This is a genomic window from Methylobacterium sp. CM6241 (assembly GCF_054817845.1).
The window spans coordinates 2,579,676-2,594,120 of record NZ_CM139246.1 but is presented as its reverse complement, the minus strand read 5'-3'; the positions used below and the strand labels follow the sequence as shown (position 1 = coordinate 2,594,120).

Annotated in this window: 12 protein-coding genes and 1 tRNA gene; 7 read left to right on the top strand and 6 right to left on the bottom strand. The window is 65.9% G+C overall.

The window, feature by feature from the left end; translation table 11 throughout:
* Nucleotide 1: 1 nt before the first annotated feature.
* The 4 genes from ACYQR9_RS12030 to ACYQR9_RS12015 all read right to left on the bottom strand — a co-directional run bounded on the left by ACYQR9_RS12030 (nucleotide 2) and on the right by ACYQR9_RS12015 (nucleotide 4,232).
* A complete protein-coding gene (locus tag ACYQR9_RS12030; protein ID WP_311275306.1) occupies nucleotides 2-2,062 on the bottom strand; it encodes a carbon starvation CstA family protein in 2,061 nt (686 codons plus the stop codon).
* Between the two features lie 107 nt (nucleotides 2,063-2,169).
* Nucleotides 2,170-2,781 (bottom strand): TPM domain-containing protein, encoded by a 612-nt coding sequence (locus ACYQR9_RS12025; RefSeq protein ID WP_207410641.1) that lies wholly within the window; start codon nucleotides 2,779-2,781, stop codon nucleotides 2,170-2,172.
* Nucleotide 2,782: 1 nt separating this feature from the next.
* Entirely contained in the window at nucleotides 2,783-3,571 is a 789-nt protein-coding gene (locus tag ACYQR9_RS12020; protein WP_461226390.1) for a TPM domain-containing protein, read from the bottom strand.
* Between the two features lie 7 nt (nucleotides 3,572-3,578).
* On the bottom strand, nucleotides 3,579-4,232 hold the full coding sequence (locus tag ACYQR9_RS12015) for a LemA family protein (protein ID WP_156467849.1): 654 nt from the start codon (nucleotides 4,230-4,232) through the stop codon (nucleotides 3,579-3,581).
* 199 nt (nucleotides 4,233-4,431) lie between these two features.
* Here ACYQR9_RS12015 and ACYQR9_RS12010 point away from each other — a divergent pair, with 199 nt between their 5' ends.
* The 6 genes from ACYQR9_RS12010 to ACYQR9_RS11985 all read left to right on the top strand — a co-directional run bounded on the left by ACYQR9_RS12010 (nucleotide 4,432) and on the right by ACYQR9_RS11985 (nucleotide 11,598).
* Complete coding sequence (locus tag ACYQR9_RS12010; protein ID WP_056430561.1) at nucleotides 4,432-4,737, top strand: Rdx family protein; 306 nt, start codon at nucleotides 4,432-4,434, stop codon at nucleotides 4,735-4,737.
* Between the two features lie 65 nt (nucleotides 4,738-4,802).
* Entirely contained in the window at nucleotides 4,803-7,007 is a 2,205-nt protein-coding gene (locus tag ACYQR9_RS12005; protein ID WP_461229791.1) for a sensor histidine kinase, read from the top strand.
* 377 nt (nucleotides 7,008-7,384) lie between these two features.
* A complete protein-coding gene (locus ACYQR9_RS12000; RefSeq protein WP_461226388.1) occupies nucleotides 7,385-8,902 on the top strand; it encodes a methyl-accepting chemotaxis protein in 1,518 nt (505 codons plus the stop codon).
* Nucleotides 8,903-9,025: 123 nt separating this feature from the next.
* Nucleotides 9,026-10,564: a class I adenylate-forming enzyme family protein gene (locus ACYQR9_RS11995; RefSeq protein WP_461226386.1), complete on the top strand. Its 1,539-nt coding sequence runs from the start codon at nucleotides 9,026-9,028 to the stop codon at nucleotides 10,562-10,564.
* A gap of 99 nt (nucleotides 10,565-10,663) precedes the next feature.
* A complete protein-coding gene (locus ACYQR9_RS11990; protein WP_461226384.1) occupies nucleotides 10,664-11,494 on the top strand; it encodes a glycosyltransferase family 2 protein in 831 nt (276 codons plus the stop codon).
* 12 nt (nucleotides 11,495-11,506) lie between these two features.
* A tRNA-Ser gene (locus ACYQR9_RS11985) sits at nucleotides 11,507-11,598 on the top strand.
* Nucleotides 11,599-11,716: 118 nt separating this feature from the next.
* On the opposite strand, the gene ACYQR9_RS11980 is transcribed toward ACYQR9_RS11985, so the two are convergent.
* Both ACYQR9_RS11980 and ACYQR9_RS11975 read right to left on the bottom strand, forming a co-directional pair.
* Nucleotides 11,717-11,986: an alpha/beta fold hydrolase gene (locus tag ACYQR9_RS11980; RefSeq protein ID WP_200919150.1), complete on the bottom strand. Its 270-nt coding sequence runs from the start codon at nucleotides 11,984-11,986 to the stop codon at nucleotides 11,717-11,719.
* Nucleotides 11,987-12,554: 568 nt separating this feature from the next.
* Nucleotides 12,555-13,700 (bottom strand): MFS transporter, encoded by a 1,146-nt coding sequence (locus tag ACYQR9_RS11975; protein ID WP_461226382.1) that lies wholly within the window; start codon nucleotides 13,698-13,700, stop codon nucleotides 12,555-12,557.
* Nucleotides 13,701-13,817: 117 nt separating this feature from the next.
* Here ACYQR9_RS11975 and ACYQR9_RS11970 point away from each other — a divergent pair, with 117 nt between their 5' ends.
* The gene (locus ACYQR9_RS11970; protein ID WP_461226380.1) at nucleotides 13,818-14,327 is read left to right on the top strand and encodes a MarR family winged helix-turn-helix transcriptional regulator; all 510 of its coding nucleotides are present in this window, start codon (nucleotides 13,818-13,820) and stop codon (nucleotides 14,325-14,327) included.
* The last annotated feature ends 118 nt before the right edge of the window (nucleotides 14,328-14,445 follow it).

Below are 14,445 nucleotides of genomic sequence, written 5' to 3'. Positions count from 1 at the left end.
GTTACTCCGCCGGGACGGCGGTGGGGCCGCCGCTTTCGAGGGCCGTCCAGCGCTCGGCGCGATAGGCCTTGACGCAAGCCATGATGCCGAAGGCGGCGATGGCGACGACGAGGCCGACGAACATCACGGCGAGTGCCGCGTCGATCCGGTCGTTGAAGACGATCTTGTGCATGTCGGCCATGTTCTTGGCCGGACCCAGCACCTTGCCTTCGGCGATCGCGGCCGAGAACCGGTCGGCATGGGACAGGAAGCCGATCTTGGGGTCGGCCGAGAAGATCTTCTGCCAGCCCGCATTGAGGGTGCAGATCAGCAGCCACACGGTGGGGATGATCGTGACGAAGGCGTAGCGCTCACGCTTCATCTTGAAGATCACAACGGTGGCCAGCGTCAGCGCCACGGCCGCCAGCATCTGGTTCGAGATGCCGAAGAGCGGCCACAGGGTGTAGATGCCGCCGAGCGGGTCGGTGACGCCCTGGTAGAGGAAGTAGCCCCAGGCCGAGACGCAGAGGGCCGTGGCCAGGATGCTGGGCGCCCAGGCCGTGGTGTCCTTGAAGGTCGGCGAGATCAGGCCGAGCAGATCCTGCAGCATGAAGCGTCCCGCCCGCGTGCCGGCATCGACGGCGGTGAGGATGAAGAGGGCCTCGAACAGGATCGCGAAATGGTACCAGAAGGCCATCATCGTCTTGCCGCCGATGGCCGACGAGATGATGTGGGCCATGCCGACGGCGAGGGTCGGAGCGCCGCCGGTGCGCGAGATGATCGAATGCTCGCCCACGTCCTTGGCGGTCTGGGTGATCACATCGGGTGTGATCGGGAAGCCGAGATTGGTCACCGCGGCCGCCGCCGTCTCGGCGGAGGTCCCGAGCAGGGCGCCGGGCGAATTCATGGTGAAGTAGATGCCCGGATCGATCACGCTCGCGGCGACCAGCGCCATGATCGCGACGAAGCTTTCCATCAGCATGCCGCCATAGCCGATGAAGCGGGTGTCCATCTCGTTGTCGAGGAGCTTCGGCGTCGTTCCCGACGAGATCAGCGCATGGAAGCCGGAGACCGCGCCGCAGGCAATGGTGATGAACAGGAACGGGAACAGGGAGCCCGCCCAGACCGGGCCGGTGCCGTCGACGAACTTCGTCATGGCCGGCATCTGGAGGTGCGGGGCGACGACGACGATGCCGAGCGCGAGGCCGATGATGGTGCCGATCTTGAGGAAGGTCGAGAGATAGTCGCGCGGGGCGAGCAGGAGCCAGACCGGCAGGATCGAGGCGATGAAGCCGTAGCCGATCAGCATCCAGGTGAGCTGGGTGCCGGTGAAGGTGAAGGCCGGGCCCCAGACCGGGTGTTCGTTGATCTGGCCGCCGCCGATGATGGCGGCCATGAGCAGGATGAAGCCGAGGATCGAGACCTCACCGATCTTGCCCGGCCGGACGAAGCGCGCGTAGAGGCCCATCAGGATGGCGATCGGGATCGTGGCCGCGACGGTAAAGGTGCCCCAGGGGCTCTCGGCCAGCGCCTTGACCACGATCATCGCCAGGACGGCGAGCAGGATCACCATGATCATGAAGGTGCCGAACAGCGCGATCACGCCGGGGATCACGCCGAGTTCGGCCCGGATCAGTTCACCGAGGGAGCGCCCGTCGCGGCGCATGGAGATGAACAGGATCATGAAGTCCTGAACCGCGCCCGCGAGCACGACGCCGGCCAGGATCCAGAGCATGCCGGGCAGGTAGCCCATCTGCGCGGCCAGGACCGGGCCGACGAGGGGACCCGCGCCTGCGATCGCCGCGAAATGGTGACCGAACAGGACGGTCTTGTTGGTGGGAACGTAGTCGAGCCCGTCATTATGACGATGGGCGGGTGTCTCGCGCGCCGGGTCGAGGCGCATCACCTTCTCGGAGATGTAGAGCGAGTAGTACCGGTAGGAGATGAGGTAGACGCAGACCGCGGCCACGACGATCCACAAGGCGTTGATCGATTCGCCGCGGCTGGTGGCGACAATCGCCAGGGCTGCCGCGCCCAACGCACCGACAAGGGCCCATGGCCCGTGCTTCTGTATCGCACTCATCGACGTCTCGCTCCCGCGACCCGTCCTTGATGGCGGATCGTCAAGGCTCTTCTGGCTCAAAAATTCTTTCGGGGCCAGAGGAGAAAAATACAAAGACGCGGACGCTGTCAGTCCGTGACGATGACCCGGTTCGGCAACTCGTCGATATCCCCCGGCCGGCGCGGCAGGTGTCGCTCGAGGATGGCGCCGATGGACTCGACGGCCGTGACGAGGCCCTCCGTCGCCTCGCGCCGTCGGAGCGAGGCCAGAAGCGAGTCGATCGCCGACGACCACGCCGCCGGGGAGATGCGCGAGGCGATGCCCGTATCGGCGACGATCTCGGCATGCCCCTCGGCGACGGCGAGATAGATGAGGATGCCCGTTCGCCCGCGCGTCCCGGCCAGTCCGCGCGCGGCGAATTCCCTCGTCGCCGCCTCATGGGCCCGCGCCCGCCGGATCGAGCGGGGAACGAGGCCGAGACGGGTTCGCGGATGGGAGGCTGCGGCAAGCGCCAGGAGAACGACCGCAGCCTGCGTCAGGGCGATCGACGCAGCACTCCACGGCGTGAACAGGATCAGCGGCCAGGGCACCGCGAGCCCGAGGGCAAGTGCCGGCACGAGGGCTGCGGACCGGTACAGCCCGGCGCGGGCGGCGACGAGAACGACGATCTCCGCCGATGTCGTCGATTCGGCCTTGGCGATCGCTCCGGCGATCCGCGTCCTGTCGGTGTCGCTCAGCATCCTACCAATCCCCGGAGGCGCCGCCTCCTCCCGATGAGCCACCTCCGCCCGAGAAGCCGCCGCCATCACCGAAGCCGCCGGAGACGCCACCGCTCCAGCCGCCGGACGATGGCCCGGGCAGGATGATGAATCCGCCACCCGGGCGGCCGCGATTCATCCGGTAGACGACGAACAGGATCAGCAGGAACAGGATGATGAAGCCGATGACATGGGATGGCTCGGCCTCGTCGCTGCGTACCTTGCCTCGCCGCTGCCATTCCTCGGCATCGCCGCTGAGGATCGACAGCATGGCATCGATTCCGGCCTTGATGCCGCCGCCGTAATCGCCTGTCTTGAAGCGGGGCGTGATGGAAGTGGTGATGATGACCTTCGACAAGGCGTCGGTCAGCGCCCCTTCGAGGCCGTAGCCGACCTCGATCCTCACCTTACGGTCGTTTGGCGCTACCAGCAGAATTGCGCCGTTGTTGGTCTTGGACTGCCCGATGGCCCAGGAGCGGAACAGCCGGTTGCCGTAATCCTCGATCGTCAGCCCTTGCATGTTCGGCACCGTCGCGACGACGACCTGATCGGAGGTCTTCTCCTCGTAGGCCTTCAGCTGTGCTTCCAGCGCCGATATCTCGTCCGGCTTGAGGATCCCGGCCGCATCCACGACGCGACCGCTGAGGGACGGGAAGGTCGGCTCCGCGGCCAGAGCCTCGCCGTGCGCCAGCAGCACTATCCCCGCCAGGACGACGAGGACGAACGCCAGGACCGGCGCGAGCGCGCGCCCTCGAAGAAACGCCGCCCTCATCACCGCGCTAGAACTTCACGGACGGAGGCTTGTCCGAATTGGGCGTCGCCGTGAACGTCTCCATCGGCTTCGATTCCGGATAGAACCACGCGGCGATCCAGCGGCCGGGGATGGTGCGGACCTCGGTGTTGTAGGCCTGGACGGCGCCGATATAGTCGCGGCGTGCGACGGCGATCCGGTTCTCCGTGCCTTCGAGCTGCGACTGCAGCGCGAGGAAGTTCTGGTTCGACTTCAGATCGGGATAGCGCTCCACGGTGACGAGGAGCCGCCCGAGGGCGCCGGAGAGCTGATTCTGCGCGTCCTGGAATTCCTTGAACTTCTGGGGATCGGACACCGTGGAGGCATCGACCTTCACGCTGGAGGCCTTGGCGCGGGCTTCCGTGACGCCGACGAGGACATCCTTCTCCTGCTGCGCGTAGCCCTTCACCGTCTCCACGAGATTCGGGATCAGGTCGGCACGGCGCTGATACTGATTCTGAACCTCGCTCCACGAGGATTTCGCGCTCTCCTCCAGCGTGGGCACCCGGTTGATCGCGCCGCAGCCCGAGAGGGTCGTGGCCAGGGCGACGGCGACGAGCGCGGACCGCATGCGGCGAAACACCGAGGGTCGAGGCGAAGGCGCGAAGGTCGCGGTGGCGTCGGGACGCAGAACTGACAACATCGGGGGCTCCTCGTGGACGGGCGCGGCATGGCGCGTCCACGCCCCTGCCGCCCGGCGACGCATGTTGAGATAGGGCGTGATACCGCCGGTGAAAGGCCGGATCGCGATGCGTCCGCGACGAAACTCCACGCACATCCCGTAGTCGAACTCCCACGAGGGCAGGTTGACAAGGCAGCGTGCATGGGTCGCTGTGCCGGCCATGGATGAACTGCCACCTACCCCCCGGGTCGAAAAACCGAGGGTTTCCATCACCTACTGCACGCAGTGCCAGTGGCTCCTGCGTGCCGGCTGGATGGCGCAGGAGCTTCTTTCCACTTTCCGCGACGAGGTCGGCGAAGTCGCCCTCGTGCCGGGGACAGGCGGCGTCTTCATCATCGTCTGCGGATCGGAGACGATCTGGGACCGAACGCGGGACGGGGGATTTCCCGACGTGAAGACCTTGAAGCAGCGCGTCCGCGATCGGCTGGCGCCGAGCCGGGATCTCGGTCACATCGATAGGCCATGAACGCCGAGACGGGGAAAGCCAAGATCAAGAACCAAGAGCCGAAGAGCGCCGAGTCCAAGGGCGAGATGGAACCTGCTTTCGAACGGACGAGAACCGGTGGGTGGCAGGGCACGGCGCCGGGCCGGCTGTTCGCACGCATCCGGGATCGAGGCTTCTCGACCCAGGTCTACCTGATCGCCCTCGTCGTGGCGCTGATCGGGCCCGGGCTTCTGTTCACCGCGATCCTGCTGTTTCGCTATGCCGGAACAGAGCGGGCACGGTTCGAGCAGGATGCCCGCGAGAACGTTCGCGGCATCGCCCTGTCCATCGACCGCGATACGGCGGGGCTCGTCTCCGTGCTGCAGACCTTGGCGACGTCGCCCCGCCTGAAGGATGCGGAGTTCGAGAATTTCGACGCCCAGGCACGCCTCGTTCGCGAAACCGTCGGGCTCGACATCCTCCTGCGCCAACCGGACGGGCAGCAACTGGTCAATACGTCGGTCCCGCGCGGGGCCCCATTGCCGAAGACCGCCTTGCCTTTCGACCGTGAGCTGACATCCGGAACGCAGCGGGCCATGATCTCCGGCATCCTGTCGGGCAGCATGCCCGATCGGGCGACCTACGCCATCGCCGTCCCGGTGCAGAACGAGGGCGAGGTCGTCTACCTCCTGAGTTTTCTCGCGCCGGTGAACCGGCTCCAGGGCATCCTGAGCCGGGAATACGTCCAGGGCTGGATGACGGGGGTCTCGGACCGGGATGGTATCGCCCTCGCCCGTATTCCCGACCCGGCCTCCATCGTCGGGCGGCCGCGCCTGGCGACCCTTCGCCAGCGCCAGACCGATACGCCGGGAGTCTGGGAGGGCAAGGATTTCAACATGCGCCCCGTCACGGTCGTCGAGGCGCGCTCGCGTCTCACCGGGTGGACGGTGAGCGCCGTGATTCCGAAGGCGCTCGTGGACGCGCGGCTGCGCGGATGGATCTGGGCCTTTACCGGCTTCGGTCTCCTCGTCCTGGCTACGTCGTCGATCCTCGCCATCAATCTCTGGTCGAAGGTCTCGCAGCCATTGCGCCGGCTGGTGGCGTCCGGCCCGGCGCTCGCCCGTGGCGAAGCGATTCCGCGCATCACCTCGCCGATCCACGAGATCCGCCGCCTCGGCGACGTTCTGGCGGACGCATCCCTGCGCCTCCGCACGCGAAGCGAAGAGCGCGATACGGCGCTCGCCGAGACGGAGCGCGGGCTCTCGGCCCTGCGCGAGAGCGAGGCGCGGTTCCGGCACATGGCGGATTCGGCCCCCGCATTGATCTGGATGACCGACGAGCTTGGCGAGATCAGCTTCGCCAACCTGCATTTCGACCATCTGTTCGGAAAACCCGCCAGCGCGCTGGCGGCCGGCGGGTGGCAGACGATCGTCCATCCGGACGACCAGACGGAGTTCACGTCCAAGTTCTCCGAGGCCTTTGCCGAGCGTCTTCCCGTGAGGGCGGAGGTCCGGGTGGTGGATCGCGACGGCGAGGTACGCTGGCTGCGTTGCGAAGGCGTGCCACGCCTCGACGATACCGGGTCCTTCCTCGGCTATACCGGCTGCAACGTCGACATCACCGACGCCAAGCGGGCGGAGGAGCATCTCCTGCTCCTCATCCACGAACTCAACCACCGCGTGAAGAACACGCTCGCGACCGTCCAGTCCATCGCCATGCAATCCCTGCGCGGCCTCGACACGGCGGAGGCGGCGGCGGCAAAGGCCGCGTTCGAGGCCAGACTGCTCGCCCTTGCCCGGGTGCACGATGTGCTTACTCGCGAAAGCTGGGAGGGTGCGGAACTCGGCAACGTGGTGGCGGATGCCATCGCTCCCCTCGATTCCACCGGGGCGGGCCAATCCCGCTTCATCGTGTCCGGGCCGCAACTGCGCCTGCCACCTCGGCTTGCGCTCTCGATCGCCATGGCGCTGCATGAACTCGGCACCAACGCGGTCAAATACGGCTCGCTCTCGCAAGAGGGCGGGACTGTGAAAATCACTTGGTCAGTCATTAAAGAGGCGGAGACCCGCCTCCTTCTGCGCTGGAGCGAAAACGGCGGACCGCCCGTGACGCAGCCGACACGCACCGGCTTCGGTTCCCGCCTCATCGAGCGTAGTCTGGCGCGCGAGCTTGCCGGCGAGGTTCAGCTCCTGTTCGAGCCCACCGGGGTTGTCTGCTCGATCGAGGCGCCCGTACCGCCGCCGACCTTGCTCGAGCGCAAGGCCGGCCTCGTCCCGCTGCGACCCGCACCGCTTCTCCCTCACTCGGCCTGATCGCTCGCGCCTAAAGCAAGTCGTCATGCGCGCTCGCCCGAACATGCGCGTGAGGACGGTGCCCCACCATGGCTCGCCCTTCGATCCGATGCAGTCACTCACGTCGAGCGCGCGAACTTCGCAAAAAAGTTACTCTCCCATGTGCGACACTGGGTGAAATTGAATTCAACTATAAGTATGTTTCTTGTTCGGTGCCGCCGCGACATCAATTCTTATGGCGAGACGACATACATGGTTGGAGTATGCGCCAGCCAATTTTCGTCTACGCGTGATACTGGAGAAGAACCAGCGGTTTGATTGGTAATCCTGTTTTTTGAGGAGCCGACTGGATACTGTTCGAAAGAAGAAAATATTAGGATCCAGCCGCTTGGTTACCATTGACGACTGGCGTCTGGCTCAAGGAAGCCGACCATTCTCGCGTTCCGGCGGTCGAGGAGGGCGGGTATGCTAAGGCACTATTAAACAATAGAGTTTATTACATTGCCCTATCGATATCTCAGGGTTGTAGTTTTATGATTGGCTTCTCCCGCAAGCGTCCCGCCTCCGACACGACTGCGGTGCCTGCCGTTGCCCAGCAGATCGAGGCCGATGAGGTTCGTCTGAGCGCGGCCGTCGAAGCACTGATGTCGAGCCAGGGTTTGAGCGCCGTCGACCTGCCCGACGGTAAGCTCAAATCCGCCCTCGAACGCCTTCGCAGCCATGGCGATGACGATAAGCAGCGCAGCCTGTCCTCCATCGCGTCCATGGCGAAGGAAGCCTCGGAGGCCGCCATCAATATCGGCTGGATGACCTACGATGTCGGCGAGGTGGCGAGCGCCACGCAGACGATCGCGGGTGCAACAGAGGAATTGGCGGCGTCCATCGCTGAGGTCTCTCAGACGTCCGACACGGTCGTCACCGTTGCCCAGGACGCGCTGACCGCTATGAGCGCCTGCATCGGCGACGGGCGCGAGGCGAAATCCGCCATGCAGGAGATCGAAGCCCGTACCTCGCTCATTTCAGAGCGCGTCGTGGTGCTGGAGCGAGCCATCGCCCAGATCGAGGTGATGGCGACCGCCATCGCGTCGATTTCCGCACAGACCAATCTGCTTGCGCTGAACGCCACGATCGAGGCCGCGCGTGCGGGTGAAGCCGGACGTGGGTTCTCGGTAGTCGCCGCCGAGGTCAAGTCGCTCTCTGCCCAGACCGCCAAGTCGACGGGTGAAATCCGCGGCCTGCTGAGCACCCTCACGGCCGAAATGGGAGCCATCTCGGTGGCCGTCGGCGAGAGCCGCAGCGCTGTCACGTCCGGCCGGGCGATCGTCGAGCAATTGGAGACGCGGGTCGAGCAGACCAACGAGCGGATCTCGCAGGCGAGCGACCTGAATCAGGCGATCTCGCACATGCTCTCGCAGCAGCGCTCTGCCACCGCCGAAATCTCCACCAGCGTCCAGAACATTGCCGGCAAGGCCGCGAAGACCCACGAGGAGATCGACAAGATCACCACCCGCCTCGTGAAGGCGGAAAGCTTCGGCCGCACCGCTTTGGCTGCGGAAAGCGGCCGCGTCAGCGCTCATGGCCTGGTCTGCCTGCCGGCGGATGTGGGCATGTGGAAGCGCAAGCTGGCCCGCATCCTGGTCGGGCTCGCTCCGGCCGCGTCCACCGAAGCGACGATGCTGGGCATTGCGAACCACAGCGTCTGCACGGAGTTGCGGAACGGCCCGCTGCGCGATCATCCGGCGCTGGCCCGTCTTACCGATGCCGAGAAGACCGCTCTCGAAGAAGCGAAGAAGATGATCGATGCCGTCGCCGCGAACAATTGGGACGTGGGGACGCCGGCTTATCAGGCCGCTTCCGCCGCCATGAAGTCGATGCTCGCCGCCGCCAACGAGTTGCTCGACACCAAGGCTGCGTAATCGCCGCTCATCGCGGATGACGCGCAGGCAAACCCCTCGACATCCTGCGGCCGGCTCTTGTTGCCGGCCGCAGGTTTCGTCATGGCTTGAGCGCATCGCCACGAGAGAGCCCGAACCTTTCGAATGATCCACCCGGACGCCTCCCTGCCGGCCCGTTTCAATGCCGCCCGCCACTGCCTCGCGGACAATGCGCGCCTGCGGGGAGGCAGGACGGCGCTCGTCATGGCGGGCGCAGAAGGCGAGACATTGCGCCTCACCTTCGGCGAGGCGGACCGGGCCGTGCGCGGCATTGCCGCCGGCTTTCTCTACCTCGGTCTCGCACGCGGCGACCGGGTGATGATCCGGATGGGCAACGAGGCGGATTACGTCCTCGTGTATTTCGGCGCGCTCGCCGCCGGGCTCGTGGCCCTCCCCTCCTCGCCCCAGCTGACGCCGGCGGAGGCCGCGTTCCTCATGGAGAATTCCGGTGCGGCCGTCGTGGTGACCGGGGCGGGCCAACGTCTCGACGCGGCGGAGGCCGTGGGCCGCATCGTCCTCGGCCCCACCGAGATCGCCGCGATGAAGCGTGCCGAGCCGGTCGCGGATTATGCCGACACCGCGGCGGACGATCCGGCGACCCTGGTCTACACGTCGGGCACCACCAGCCGGCCGAAAGGGGTGCTCCACGCCCATCGGGCGATCTGGGGGCGACGTCCGATGCATGCGCATTGGCTGGGGCTGACGGAGGCCGACGTCATGCTGCATGCCGGCACCATGAACTGGACCTACACGCTCGGCGTCGGGATCACCGATCCCTGGTCCTGTGGCGCCACGAGCGTGCTCTACGATGGGCCCCGTGATCCTGCCATCTGGCCCAGTCTCATCGCCCGCCACGGTGCGACGCTGTTTGCCGCCGTGCCGAGCGTCTATCGACAGATCCTGAAATATGCCGATCTCGACGCCTGCGATCTGTCCCGGCTGCGCCACGGCTGCACTGCTGGCGAGGCCCTGCCCGCCGACTTGCTCGAGGCCTGGACGCGTCGGACTGGCAAGCCGCTTTACGAGGCGCTCGGCATGAGCGAAATCTCCACCTATGTCTCCAGCGGCCCCACCATCCCGGTGAAGCCCGGCTCTCCCGGCAAGCCCCAGCCAGGGCGCAGCGTGGCGATCCTGCCCGTGGACGGGCCGAGCGAGCCCTTGCCCAAAGGCGAGACCGGGCTTCTGGCCATCCACCGTACGGAGCCGGGCTTGATGCTCGGCTACTGGAACCGGCCCGACGAAGAAGCCACCGTCCTGCGCGGCGAATGGTTCGCCGGCGGCGATCTCGCGAGCCTCGACGAGGAGGGCTACCTCTGGTTCCACGGGCGCAACGACGATCTGATGAACGCTCTCGGCTACCGGGTCTCTCCCAACGAGGTCGAGGGCGTGGTCGGCTTGCATCCCTCCGTGGCCGAAGTCGGCGTCGCCGAGCTCGCCGTCCGGGCCGACCTGAGGGTCATCGCCGCTTTCGTCGTTCTCAAGCCTGGGGCGGAGGCGGACGGACCGTCGATCCTGGCCTGGTGCGCCGAGAGACTGGCGGCCTACAAATGCCCGCGCGAGATCCGGTTCGTGGAGGCGCTGCCCCGCACCGCCAACGGGAAGGTCCAACGCAAGCGGCTGGGCGACCAGCCGGTCGCGGCCTGAGCACGACGCCGCCGGCCCGGGGCGACGATCCTCGATCCATGACGACACTGTCGAGAAAACAGTATCGGCCAGCCGGGCCGATGCCGTAGAGCCCTCCCCATGTCCGCGCCGCCGCTCTCGATCTTCCTCATCGCCTTCAACGAAGCCGACCGGATCGGCGCGACCATCCGCGCGGTCCGCGACCTCACCGACGACCTCGTCGTGGTCGATTCCGGCTCCACCGATGGAACGCAGGCGCTGGCGGCATCGCTTGGCGCACGCGTGATCCACAACGACTGGTCGGGCTATGGCCCACAGAAGCGTTTCGCCGAGACCGAGTGCCGTCACGATTGGCTCCTCAACCTCGATGCGGACGAGGTGGTGCCGCCGGACCTGTCCGACGCCATCCGCGCCCTGTTCGCCGCCGGCGAGCCCGCCCATCCGGCCTATCGCATCGCCATCGCGGAGATCTTCCCCGGTGAGACGAAGCCCCATCCCTGGGCCTATGCCCTGCATCCCGTCCGCCTCTATCGCAAGGACAGGGGCCGCTACTCGCCCTCCCCCGTCCACGACCGGGTGGAACTCGATCCCGGCGCCAGCGTCGGACGCGTGAAGGGGGTCATCCACCACTTCTCCGTCCGCTCGCTCGGCGACCAGCTCGACAAGCTCAACCGCTATTCCGACCAGCAGGCCCGGGATCTCGAAACCCGCGGCGTCACGATCCCGACCTGGCGGATCTTCGTCGAGCTGCCGCTGAACTTTCTGAAGGCCTATCTCGGCCGGCGCCATTTCGTGAGGGGCGTCTATGGCTTCCTCACCGCCGCGAACTACGCGATCTCCCGCCATCTGAGGGTCGCCAAGCATTATGAACGGCGCAACGCACGGATTTCCGCCCCATTGGCGCCTATCGAGCCAGCGAAGCGGGTTGACCCGTCCGACGCGAAATTCTAGAGCCACCCCTACGGAGACGTGGCCGAGCGGCTGAAGGCACTCGTTTGCTAAATGAGCATACCCCGAAAGGGGTATCGAGGGTTCGAATCCCTCCGTCTCCGCCATTTAGCCGCTTCTACGCCATGGTGCGCCATTCTGCGCGGCAGATACGCAACCACCGCGGGTCTTTGCTTGGACGCAGTCCGTGGTGGCAGGCGCCATCCACCCGCACCGCAGATTCTTCTATCCATTTGATCCGGGTATATCGGGCCTCTCCGTCCCTTCACCCAGAAATTCCAGCAGTCGGGCTGAAAACCGATCCCCTGAATCGACGTTGGAGATGTGTGCGGCGCCGTCGATTTCGGCGTAGCGGCCCTGTGGCGCGCGCTCGGCCATGCGATGGCTGGTCTCGGGCGGGGACATCCCATCGAGGTTGCCTGCCATGAAAAGCGTCGGCATGGCGAGCGAGGCGATGCGTTCGGTGACGTCGAATGCGGATGCCGCGCGCAACATGGGCGAGCGAGGCGCCATCGGCCGTCGCCGCTATGCCATGCCAGACTTGATAGGTCCGGAAGCCCTCCGGTGTCGTCTGGAACGCGGGAGAGACAAGCGACGGCCAGCTTTGTTCCAACCGTTGGACCGGACCACCGGGGCGTTCGAAAATCGTCGCCCAGCCTTCCGCCAGCGCGTGGAAGACGGGCGTGCTTGTCTTGTCGAAGCTGTTCGCGACGACCAGTCGGCCGATACGTTCTGGGTCTCGGAGCGCAAGCTCCAGCGCGAGCATGCCCCCCAGTGGAGGCCAACCAGATCGACAGGCCCTATATCCAGATGAGTGAGCAGTGCTTCGATATCGCCCGCGAGCGCGGCGACGCCTATGGGCGCAGTCAGCTTGCCCGCCGCGCCATGCCCGGCATGATCGGGCACGATCGCCTGCCTCGACCAGCGGAGCGATCTGTGTCCCCAGGCGCGGCCTGAATTACTGATGCCATGCAGAAGGACGATAGGGCGGCCAGCGCCGAATTCGATGAAATAATTGGTGCGGCTAGCCGTGTCGTAAAAGGCCATTGTAAGACTCCTGTCGTCAGAGGCGGAGGAAGAGACGGTCACCGGGGCGAAAGCGCGCGGCGATGAGCGCGAGCGCGAGGCACAGTCCCGCCATCAGCCACCAGGCGGGGGTGAGGTCCGCCAGATGCTGACGCAGCAGTCCGGCGACCAGCGGCAGCGCGGCGGCGAGGACATAGCCCCCACCCTGCACGAAGCCGGCGAGCGCGCTTGCCTGATCGGCATCGTCGCCATGATCCATCGCGACGATCAGCGAGAGCGGGAAGAGCGCGCCAATGCCGAGCCCCGCCAGCAGCGCCGCCGCCCATGCGAGCTGCAGTGGCGCCACGCAGAGGCAGAGCATTCCCGTCAGCAGCGCGGCAATCGCGGTGAACAACACTGCGCGACGATCTTGCGATCGATCAACCCAAAGCGAGACGGTAATGCCTGCGACCACCTCCGACAGCGTGACGGCTCCAAGCATCGCGCCGGCCGCCTGGTCGGACCAGCCGAGCTGGGTGTAGAAGGGCGGCAGCCAGGCGAGCACGAGCGTATAGGCACCCGTGCCGAAGCCGAAGAACAGCATCAACAGCCAGGCGCGCGGCGCATGGTGCACCGGGCTGCGTTGCACCGATCCTATTCTCTCTTGCGGTCCCCGCGGTACCAGAAGCCAGACGCACAGCCCGAGGAGGGCAGGCAATGCCCAAATGCCCAGCGCGGTCGGCCAGCCCAATGCCCTCGCGATCCAGGCGCCCGCCATGCTCGACATCAACGCTCCACCCATGATCGCGGTGGAGTAAAAGCCCATCAGGCGCCCGCTCCGTGGTCCCGCTCGACGGCGGATGGCGCCCGGCATCAGCGCCTGAACGATGGCGATGCCGACGCCGCCAACGATGGCGGTCAACACCAAAGCTGCCTCCTGCGGCCACACCCAGCGGCCCAGGCAGGCGAGAAGAATGAGCAGGACACCAGAGGCGATGCCTGCCCGCTCTCCCATCCATCCGCGCAGCCATGCCGTTCCCAGCAGGCAGATGCCCATCAATAAAACCGGGAACGTGGTCAGCAGACTCGCGCCGATGTCGCCAAGGCCCGTGTCGCGCTGGATCGCGTCGAGCAGTGGGCCGACCGAGGCCAGTGCCGGGCGCAGATTGATGCCGACGAGCAGGATTCCGGCCGGAAACAGCATCCGACCTGATGTTTCCCGCATGATGGTCTCCGAGCAATATGACCTTGTCAGGGTCGCCGCGTTCAATATTATCTCTACATAGAGATATGTATCTCGACGTCAAGATAGGGGCGCGGAATGGACAGGGCTGCAATGGCTGCGGAACAATGGGCCTGCGAACGGCCCGATCTCGATATCAGGCCGATGGTGCTGCTGGGACGGCTGGGTGAAGCAGCGCTGCTGATCTCGCGGGATCGTCTCAATCCGCTATTTGCGGAATTTGGCCTGCAACCCGGCGAGTTCGACGTGCTTGCGACGCTCCGGCGCAGCGGCACACCGTATGCGCTCACGCCCACCGCGCTCTATGAGGCGGCGATGATTTCATCTGGAAGCATGACCAATCGCCTCGATCGGCTTGAGAATGGCGGACTGGTCGAGCGGAGGCCCAACCCGGCGGATAAACGGGGAACGTTGGTGGCGCTGACGGCCGATGGTCTGGCGTTGATCGATCGCGCGGTAGAGGCTCACATCGCAAATCAGCAGAGCATCGTCAGTGGTCTGGATGAGCAGGAGCGAGGTCAGCTTGCCGCGCTCCTCGGCAAATTGATCCGATCGCAGCAGCACGCGGACGGCGTTAGAGGGCTATAGCGTAGATGTAGTGCTCATCATCATCGGGCGTGGCCCGCCATCTTGGCCAAGCCGACGACGTACACGACCGTTCGGTTTCCGAATGCCGTCGATTTCCCGTCCGTCGCTCTTCCCCGTC

Bases quoted from the DNA above. Each gene is read 5' to 3' on its own strand.
- ACYQR9_RS12030 (WP_311275306.1), bottom strand. From the start codon at position 2,062: ATGAGTGCGATACAGAAGCACGGGCCATGGGCCCTTGTCGGTGCGTTG.
- ACYQR9_RS12025 (WP_207410641.1), bottom strand. From the start codon at position 2,781: ATGCTGAGCGACACCGACAGGACGCGGATCGCCGGAGCGATCGCCAAG.
- ACYQR9_RS12020 (WP_461226390.1), bottom strand. From the start codon at position 3,571: ATGAGGGCGGCGTTTCTTCGAGGGCGCGCGCTCGCGCCGGTCCTGGCG.
- ACYQR9_RS12015 (WP_156467849.1), bottom strand. From the start codon at position 4,232: ATGTTGTCAGTTCTGCGTCCCGACGCCACCGCGACCTTCGCGCCTTCG.
- ACYQR9_RS12010 (WP_056430561.1), top strand. From the start codon at position 4,432: ATGGATGAACTGCCACCTACCCCCCGGGTCGAAAAACCGAGGGTTTCC.
- ACYQR9_RS12005 (WP_461229791.1), top strand. From the start codon at position 4,803: ATGGAACCTGCTTTCGAACGGACGAGAACCGGTGGGTGGCAGGGCACG.
- ACYQR9_RS11995 (WP_461226386.1), top strand. From the start codon at position 9,026: ATGATCCACCCGGACGCCTCCCTGCCGGCCCGTTTCAATGCCGCCCGC.
- ACYQR9_RS11990 (WP_461226384.1), top strand. From the start codon at position 10,664: ATGTCCGCGCCGCCGCTCTCGATCTTCCTCATCGCCTTCAACGAAGCC.
- ACYQR9_RS11980 (WP_200919150.1), bottom strand. From the start codon at position 11,986: ATGTTGCGCGCGGCATCCGCATTCGACGTCACCGAACGCATCGCCTCG.
- ACYQR9_RS11975 (WP_461226382.1), bottom strand. From the start codon at position 13,700: ATGCTGTTTCCGGCCGGAATCCTGCTCGTCGGCATCAATCTGCGCCCG.
- ACYQR9_RS11970 (WP_461226380.1), top strand. From the start codon at position 13,818: ATGGACAGGGCTGCAATGGCTGCGGAACAATGGGCCTGCGAACGGCCC.